The organism is Bradyrhizobium sp. (assembly GCF_049691595.1).
Lineage (GTDB): Bacteria > Pseudomonadota > Alphaproteobacteria > Rhizobiales > Xanthobacteraceae > Bradyrhizobium.
Map to the genome: position 1 here is coordinate 1 of NZ_JBAVNZ010000010.1, position 8,012 is coordinate 8,012.

7 protein-coding genes are annotated in these 8,012 nt (G+C 64.3%); all 7 read right to left on the bottom strand.

Annotated features, from left to right (window positions below; translation table 11 throughout):
- Nucleotides 1-110: 110 nt before the first annotated feature.
- Complete coding sequence (locus tag WCE35_RS00420; RefSeq protein WP_424591378.1) at nucleotides 111-362, bottom strand: hypothetical protein; 252 nt, start codon at nucleotides 360-362, stop codon at nucleotides 111-113.
- Complete coding sequence (locus WCE35_RS00425) at nucleotides 359-2,647, bottom strand: arylsulfatase (RefSeq protein WP_424591379.1); 2,289 nt, start codon at nucleotides 2,645-2,647, stop codon at nucleotides 359-361. Before WCE35_RS00425 ends, WCE35_RS00420 begins: the two co-directional genes overlap by 4 nt.
- A gap of 66 nt (nucleotides 2,648-2,713) precedes the next feature.
- Entirely contained in the window at nucleotides 2,714-3,433 is a 720-nt protein-coding gene (locus tag WCE35_RS00430) for an ABC transporter ATP-binding protein (protein WP_424591380.1), read from the bottom strand.
- On the bottom strand, nucleotides 3,430-4,197 hold the full coding sequence (locus tag WCE35_RS00435) for an ABC transporter ATP-binding protein (RefSeq protein ID WP_424591381.1): 768 nt from the start codon (nucleotides 4,195-4,197) through the stop codon (nucleotides 3,430-3,432). Before WCE35_RS00435 ends, WCE35_RS00430 begins: the two co-directional genes overlap by 4 nt.
- Entirely contained in the window at nucleotides 4,187-5,176 is a 990-nt protein-coding gene (locus WCE35_RS00440; RefSeq protein ID WP_424591382.1) for a branched-chain amino acid ABC transporter permease, read from the bottom strand. Before WCE35_RS00440 ends, WCE35_RS00435 begins: the two co-directional genes overlap by 11 nt.
- Complete coding sequence (locus WCE35_RS00445; protein ID WP_424591383.1) at nucleotides 5,176-6,039, bottom strand: branched-chain amino acid ABC transporter permease; 864 nt, start codon at nucleotides 6,037-6,039, stop codon at nucleotides 5,176-5,178. Before WCE35_RS00445 ends, WCE35_RS00440 begins: the two co-directional genes overlap by 1 nt.
- A gap of 80 nt (nucleotides 6,040-6,119) precedes the next feature.
- Nucleotides 6,120-7,373: an ABC transporter substrate-binding protein gene (locus WCE35_RS00450; protein ID WP_424591384.1), complete on the bottom strand. Its 1,254-nt coding sequence runs from the start codon at nucleotides 7,371-7,373 to the stop codon at nucleotides 6,120-6,122.
- Between the last annotated feature and the right edge of the window lie 639 nt (nucleotides 7,374-8,012).

Genomic DNA, 8,012 nt, shown 5'->3' on the forward strand with positions numbered 1-8,012 from the left:
CACGGGGGCCTGCATCGCAGGCGCGGGCGGCGCCGCGGGGGCGGTGTTTTGCTGCGCCACGGACGGCGGAATCAACGACAGCATCGCGAGCGCTGAGATTACCGCCAGTGTTACTCGACAAGGAATACGCATACTTCGGTCCAATGGCGGATCAGATGGTGAGTGATGCCGGTCAATTTGACGGTTTCAGGGTCATTTCGCCCGAGCCGTTCCAGCGGGGCTCGGGTTGCTGTGTCGAGATCGGAGATCAAGCTGCGTGCATATCCCGTACCATGCCCGGCAGCCGAGAAAAAGACGCAAACCCGCGTTCCCTGCCCGGCGACCGGGGCCACCCTTTCGAGGGTTCCGGGGGACGCCGTCACTGCCTCGCCATCTCCGCATTTCCGACCTCCTCGCCGTCGAGCTTCTGGTTGTCCTGCATGGCGACCGTGACCCGCAGCAAGCGCCCGGTGAATTCGAACGGCGCTTCGTAATGCGACACCGGGCTTGAGCGATCGCGGCCGATGTCGAGGCCGGACCACGAAATCAGGGTGTGGAAGCCAAGCTGGGTCTGCAGCGAACCCGCAGGCTCGCCGTCGATCAGCAGCGTGTATTCGCTGACCCCGGTTCGCGCGCCTTTGGCCGGCGGCTCCTTGCGCACCAGCCGTTCGACGCGAACGCCAAGGCGCTGGGCGCCGGCTGGCACCCTGCGGTCTGATGTCACGATCTCATGGCTGCCGCCGATATTGAGATCGTGCACCAGGAGGCCGTCCTTGACATAGAGGCTGTAGCCCGACGTCGCATCGCCATGCGCGATCAAAACACCCTCGGCGCCGGCATCGCCAATCTCGACATGCGCCTCGATGGTGTAGCTGCGGCTGCGCACGTCAGGCGCCACGTCGGTCGGCACGTGCCCCATGCCGGCATGAAAAACGAAACTGTTTCGCGCGCCGTGGAAGCGCGCGGCGTTCTCGGCAAAGCGCGGCCCGAATCGGTCGTCGAGCGGCAGCACATTGTGCTTCTCCGCCTCGCGCCACCACAGCTCTATCATGTCAGCCAGACGGTCGGGTTCCCTGGCGGCGAGATCGTCGACTTCGGAAAAATCCTGATCGAGATGAAACAGCTCCCATTTGTCGTTCTCGAACGGCGTTCCCGGCGGGTGGAAGGCCACGGCTTTCCAGCCATCCTTCCAGATGCCGCGATGGCCGAACATCTCGAAATATTGCGGCGAGGTCTTTGACGGCGCCGACGCGTCCGCAACAGAGCGCGCATAACTCTCGCCTTCGATCGGCATCTGGGCAAGGCCTGCGATTTCCCTGGGCGAACTGACGCCGACCAGGTCGAGCAATGTCGGCGTCAAATCGCTGGCATGAACAAACTGGTGGCGTAACTCGCCCCTGGCCGCAATCCGCTTCGGCCAGCACATCACGAAGGGATCGCGGATGCCGCCACCATGGGTGTTCTGCTTGTAGCGGCGCAGCGGCGTGTTCGACGCCATCGCCCAGCCGTGGGGAAAATTGGTGTGCGAGTCCGGCCCGCCGATGTCATCGATCCGCCGCAGCTTTTCCGCCATCGGCTCGGGACGGAAATTGTACGGCCCCATCGCGTTGACGAAGCCAAGCGGCCCGCCCTCCTGGCTCGCGCCGTTGTCCGACAACACGAGGATCAATGTGTTGTCGCGGATGCCGGCCTGATCGAGAAAACCGATCAACCGCGCCAGATGCCGGTCGGCGTGGTCGAGCATGCCGGCGAAGGCCGCCTGCAGCCGGGTGAACACGCGCCTTTCATCCAGGCTGTGCTCGTCCCAGGCCTTCACGCCGTCATTGCGCGCCGGCATTTTGGTCCCCGGCGGTACCATCCCCATCGCCTTCTGCCGCGTCATGCGTTGTTCGCGCTCGACATCCCAGCCGTGCGCGAACATGGCGTCGTAACCCTTGATGATATCGGCGGGCGCCTGATGCGGCGCATGGCAGGCGCCGAGCGCGAGCCATGTCAGCCACGGCAGATCCGGCCGGTCGGCGACATGATCGGCGATGAAGCGGATCGACTGGTCGACCAGATCGGAGGTGAGATGATAGCCGCCGGCGAAATTTCCGGGCGGATCGAAGTGGGTATTGTCGGAGACCAGTTCCGGCGCGTATTGATCGGTCTCGGCGTCGAGGAAGCCGTAGAAGCGGTCGAAACCGCGGCCAAGCGGCCAGCCGTCGAACGGCCCGGTCGCGCCGCTTTCGGTCAGCGGCGTCACATGCCATTTGCCGACCATGTAATTGCGATAGCCGTGCGTGCGCAGCATTTCCGCCAGCGTCCCCGCCTCGCGCGCGATCTTGCCGCGATAGCCGGGATAGCCGCTGTCGAAATTGGCGAGGCAGCCGACGCCGACCGAATGGTGGTTGCGCCCGGTCAACAGCGCGGCACGCGTTGTCGAACACATCGCGGTGGTATGGAAGCCCGAATAGCGCAGGCCTTCGGCCGCCAGCCTGTCGATGGTCGGCGTCCTGATCGGAGAGCCGTAGCAGCCGAAATCGGAAAAGCCGACGTCGTCGAACAGCACGACCAGGATGTTGGGTGCGCCCTGCGGCGGCCTGGTTGCCTGCGGCCACCAGGGTTTCGAGCCGGCGACGGTCTTGTCGATCGTGCCGCCGAATGGCGCTCGGCTGAATGCGCTCATCCCGTCCCTCCCCGTCGTTGGCGACCACGGTTGATCCAACCGTCCGCGTCGGCATGTCGAGCCGCGTCAGCCCGTGCCAAGATAGGCCCTCTGCACCTGCGGGTCCTCGGCGAGATCGGCGGCGGTGCCGGACAACACGCTTTTTCCGACCTGCAGCACGGTGGCGAAATCGGAGACCTCCAGCGCCAGTTCGATCGATTGCTCCGCGAGCAGGATCGTCAGCCCCTCGCGGTGCAGCCGGCCGAAGGTCTCGTACATCGATTCCACCACCGTCGGCGCGAGGCCCAGCGACGGCTCGTCCAGCATCAGCAGTTTCGGGTCGCTCATCAGCGCGCGGCCGACCGCCAGCATCTGCCGTTCGCCGCCGGACATGGTGCCGGCGCGCTGGCCGCGCCGCTCCTTCAGCTTCGGAAAGATCTCGTAGACGCGCTCGAGCAGCGTGGCGGCGCGCGACCTGTCACGCAGCGGCGTTGCGCCAAGCAACAGGTTGTTCTCGACGCTCTGCTGCACGAACAGCCGCCAGCCCTCCGGCGACAGCGCGAGGCCCTTGCGCACGATCGCGAAGGCGCTCTGCCCGCCGATTTCCTTGCCATCGAACATGATCGATCCGGCATGCAAGGGGATCAGACCGGCGATGGCGTTGAGCACCGTGGTCTTGCCGCCGCCGTTGGAGCCGAGCAGCGACACCACGCTGCCCTCGGGCACCTCGAGCGAGACATCGGAGACGCCGATCAGGTCGCCGTAGCGGACTTCCAGATGCTCGATCTTGAGCAACGGACCGGTCATGTCGCGGGCCCGCCCATCAGCTCGATCGGCGTATGGCCGGCCGCTGCCTTGGCGGCGCGGGTGCCGAGATAGGCGGCGATCACGGCCGGGTTCGCCGTGACTTCGCGCGGGCTGCCGCGCGCGATCTCCTTGCCCTGGTGAAACACCACCACGCGGCTTGCCAGCGACATGATGACTTCCATGATGTGCTCGACGATCACGAGCGTGATGCCGGAGCGATGGATGTCGCGGACCAGATCGATCGCGAGCCGCACCTCGCGCTGGGTCAGCCCGGCCATGGCTTCATCGAGCAAAAGAACTTTTGGCTCGGTCGCGAGCGCGCGCGCAATTTCCAGCCGCTTGCGGCCGGGCGTGCCGAGCGAGCGCGCCGGGGCGTCCGCCAGCCGGCTCATGCCGACGCGTTCCAGCACGGCGCGGGCTCTTGCTTCGGCTTCAGTGCGATGCGCGGTGCGCAGGAACGCGCCAATCATGACGTTCTCCAGCACCGTCATGCCTTCAAAGGTCTGCGGCACCTGAAAGGTGCGGGCAAGCCCGAGCCGCGCCCGCGCCTCCGGCGTGAGATTCGTGATGTCGTGGCCTTCGAACAAGACATGGCCGGAGGTCGAAACCAGATCGCCGGTCAGGCAGTTGAACAGGGTGGACTTGCCGGCGCCGTTCGGGCCGATCAGGCCGAGAATGTCGCCCTGCTCCAGCGTCACGCTGGCGGCATCGACCGCCTTGAAGCTGCCAAAGGCTTTGGTCACGTCGCGGGCTTCAAGGAGCATCGCCGGCTCCTTCGACCGCAGTCTTCGCCGCCTTGTCGCTGATGGTCCAGATCCGCTTGATCAGCGCCAAAATGCCGCCCGGCTGGAAGCGCGCGATCAGCACGATGATCGCGCCGTAGACCACGAAGGTCAGGCCCGCGCCCTTGCCGCCGAGCAGATTGTTGGAGACTTCCTCCAAAGGCACCAGGATCGCCGCACCCACCAGCGGACCGAACAACAGGCCGGCGCCGCCGAGCGCCGCCATGATCAGCATTTTTACGGAAATCAGGATGCCGAGTCCCGACTCGGGATCGACGAAGCCGAACATCATCGCGTAGAGCGCGCCGGCGACGCTGGTAAGGCCCGCGCTCAGCATATAGGCGTAGAGCTTGGTGCGGCTGGCGGGCGCGCCGAGCGAGCGCGCCGCGCGCTCGGAATCCTTGATGGCGCGGAGATAGAATCCCATCCGGCTGTTGGCCATCCACCAGGTGATGCCGAGCGTGATGATGAGCATCGTCAGGAACAGATAGTAATAGGGCAGCGCCGAGATGAAGGAGAGATCGAACACGGTGCGCGGCGCGGTCGGACCGCTCAAGCCGACCGCCGCGCCGAGATATTCGGTATTGGTCACGACCAACCGGACCAGTTCGGCGACGGCAATGGTCGCCATGCTGAAGTAATGACCGGATAGCCGCAGCGTCGGCACGCCGATCACGGCCGCGATCCCCACGCTGGCGACGATGCCGACGGGTATTCCGACCAGCGGCGGCAGCGCGAAATGCGAATAGACCGCCATCGATGCATAGGCGCCGCAGCCGAAGAACACGACGTGCCCGACCGACACCTGGCCGGCATAGCCGCCGATGACATTCCATGCCGACGCCGCGATCGCGTACAGCAGCACCAGCGCGCCGAGTCGCTGCTGGAATGGCGTCGAGAACCACAACGGATAGGCGATCACCAGCACGAGTGCGACAAGGGGCCAGATCAGACGCCGCATCAGGTTTTGCCCATCAGGCCTTGCGGCCGGAACCAGAGGAAACACAGGAACAGCGAATAGACCACGATGTCCTTGTAGACTGCGCCGATCCAGTAGGCCGACACCGATTCGATCACCCCGATCAGGAGCCCCGCGACCAGCGCGCCCGGCACGCTGCCGAAACCGCCGAGCGACACGGTGACGAAGGCGACGATGCCGAGCGTTTCGCCGACCGTCGGCGCGATGTAAAAGAAGGTCGCGATCAGCGCGCCGGCGATCCCGGTCGCAGCCGCCGCGATCGCCCAGGCGATCGCCTGCATGCTGTCGGGGCGAATGCCCATCAATTGCGCCGCGGTGGAGTCTTCCGCCACCGCCAGCATCTTCGAACCCAGCGAGGTCCGCGTCAGCAGCAGATGCAGGCCGAGCGTCACCAGCAGCGCGACGACGCCGGCCAAGAGGCGCGACGCCTGGAGCCGGATGCCAAAAATGTCGAAGTTGCCGCCGACGATGTTTTCCGGCAGCGTCAGGAAATTGGCGCCAAAGCCCCAGAATACGGAATAGCGCAACAGCAGCGCCAGGCCGAAGGTGCCGAGAATCTGCGCCAGCATCGGCCCTTTCATGACGCTGCGGATCAGGCCGAAATAGACGATGATGCCGAGCGTCGCCAGCACCAGCGCCGCTGCCGGCACGCCGACAAACGGCCCGACGCCGAGCAGCGTCCAGATCATGAACGCCACATACATGCCGAGCATGACGAAATCGCCGTGGGCGAAATTGACGATGTTCATCATGCCCCAGATCAGCGTGAGGCCGGAGGAAAACAGCGCGTAGACCGCGCCGAGCAGCAGTCCGCCGACGATCACCTGGACAAGGATGGTGGACATGCGGGCGTCAAATCTTGCGGAAGCTATCGTTGCGGGGTGCGACGAAAAAAGAGCGGGACTGATGCCCGCCCTCGAAACGATCACCAGCCCTTGTATGGCAGCATCGGCGCGGTCTTGGCCTTGTCCTTCGGCCACACCGGCACGTAGTTCTCGCCATCCTGCAACTGGATCACCAGCCCGGCGGCAAGGATGTTCTGGCCCTTGTCGTCGAACTTCACGCCCTTGTAGCCCATGATCAGCTGGTCGGGCTTGAGGTCGGTCGCCTTCAGCGCCGCCTGGATTTTCGCAGGGTCGGTCGAGCCGGCACGGTCGATCGCATCCACCAGAACGAAGAACCCCTGCATCTGGCGGGCAACGGTGTCGTCCATGTCGTCGCCGCTCTTCTTCTTGTAGATCTCATTGATCAGGAAGGTCGGCGAACCCGGAGGCCCGATGGCGAAGGACGAGCGGTTGAAGATGCCCTGCACCAGCTTGCCGACGGTCTTGATCAGCGAAGGGTCGGAAAAGCCTGCATTGTCGGCGATCATCATCGGCGGCTTGTAGTCCAGCGCCTGGAACGTCTTGGCGTAGAGGATCGCGTCGGACGTGTAGCTGATCATGATCACGACGTCCGGCTTCTTGTCCTTGAGCTGCAAGACCTGGCTCTGCACATCGGTGGTGTTGGCGGAGTAGGAGATGTCCTGCGCGATGCCGAACCCGTTCTCCTTGAACATGCTGGTGATGACGTTGGAGACCGAGGTGCCGTATTCGGTGTTTTCATGAACCAGCGCGATATTGTCGACCTTTTGGCCGGCAGCCTTCATGTCCTTGAGAAAGTCGAGATAGATTCGGGCGAAATCCCCGGCCACCGGCGTGGTGCGGAAAAACCATTTGAAGCCGCGCTCGGTGAGATTGGCCGCGACCGACTCGCCGCTCAGAAAGGGGATGCCGTATTTTTCGGCGATCGCGCTCGCCGTCAGCGTGATGCCGGATTGATAGGCGCCGCTCAGCGCCACCACTTTTTCCTCGGTAATCAGGCGAAGCGCCTGGTTCTGCCCGACGGCGGGGCTGCCCTGGTTGTCGGCGAAAACAACCTCGACCTTGGCGCCGCCGAGGCCTTTGAGGCCCGCATTCCTGGTCAGCGGCAGATTGCCGAGCGCCGGATTGCCGTTGTTGATGATCTCAACCGCGGTCTCGAGCGCGGCCTTGGTGTGCACGCCGGTAGAGGCGGCGTTGCCGCTCAAGGGGTAGATCGCGCCGATCTTGACGGTCTTGTCCTGCGCGGATGCAGTGCCCGCCAGCGCAACCGACACCGCGGCGGCAGCAAGCAGCCCGACGATATGCTTGGATGTCATCTTGAACGTCTCCCGAAAGGTCCCACGCGAAGGCTTTTCAAGCCGGGATACGGTCGGGCACCGGCCCGTCGCTCCCTTGATTTCTTATTGTGTTCAACATTGCATGGCCGCCTGGCGCGGGCAAGTTGCGGCGGTCTGGCGCGAAAGCATCCGGCGCCAGGCGCGTCAACCCGTGGTTGGCGCGCCACGCGCCCTGCCGTTTGGCGGGTCCGCCCTCTGCCGTTCAGCGCCACCCGTGCGTATCCTTGAGCATGCCTGCCCGGCTCCATGGACTTGGCGGCAAGCCATCGCCGGCGGCGTCGCAGCTGATCGCGCCTCCGGGGCCACGATTGGCCGAAAAATGCCCTTGCCTGCCTGCTTGCCAAGGCCCGGACCGAGCGAGTAGAACGGCGCACCGATTGGGCGATGATTGGCAACGATCCCGCCGCGAAAATTGCCCGGCCGCACGTCTAAATCATTGATGCCGCTGAGCAAATCTTGGGGAATGGTGTAATGGTAGCACAACGGCTTTCGGGCTAAGCCTTTGAAATCTTTCACCTGGTTTTGCAAACCCCCTCCATTTTGATCCGGCTATATCCGGTCACTTCTGAGACGTTTGGAAAACTCTCGTTGTCCTCGGTGTTGAGCAGATTAGTTAGT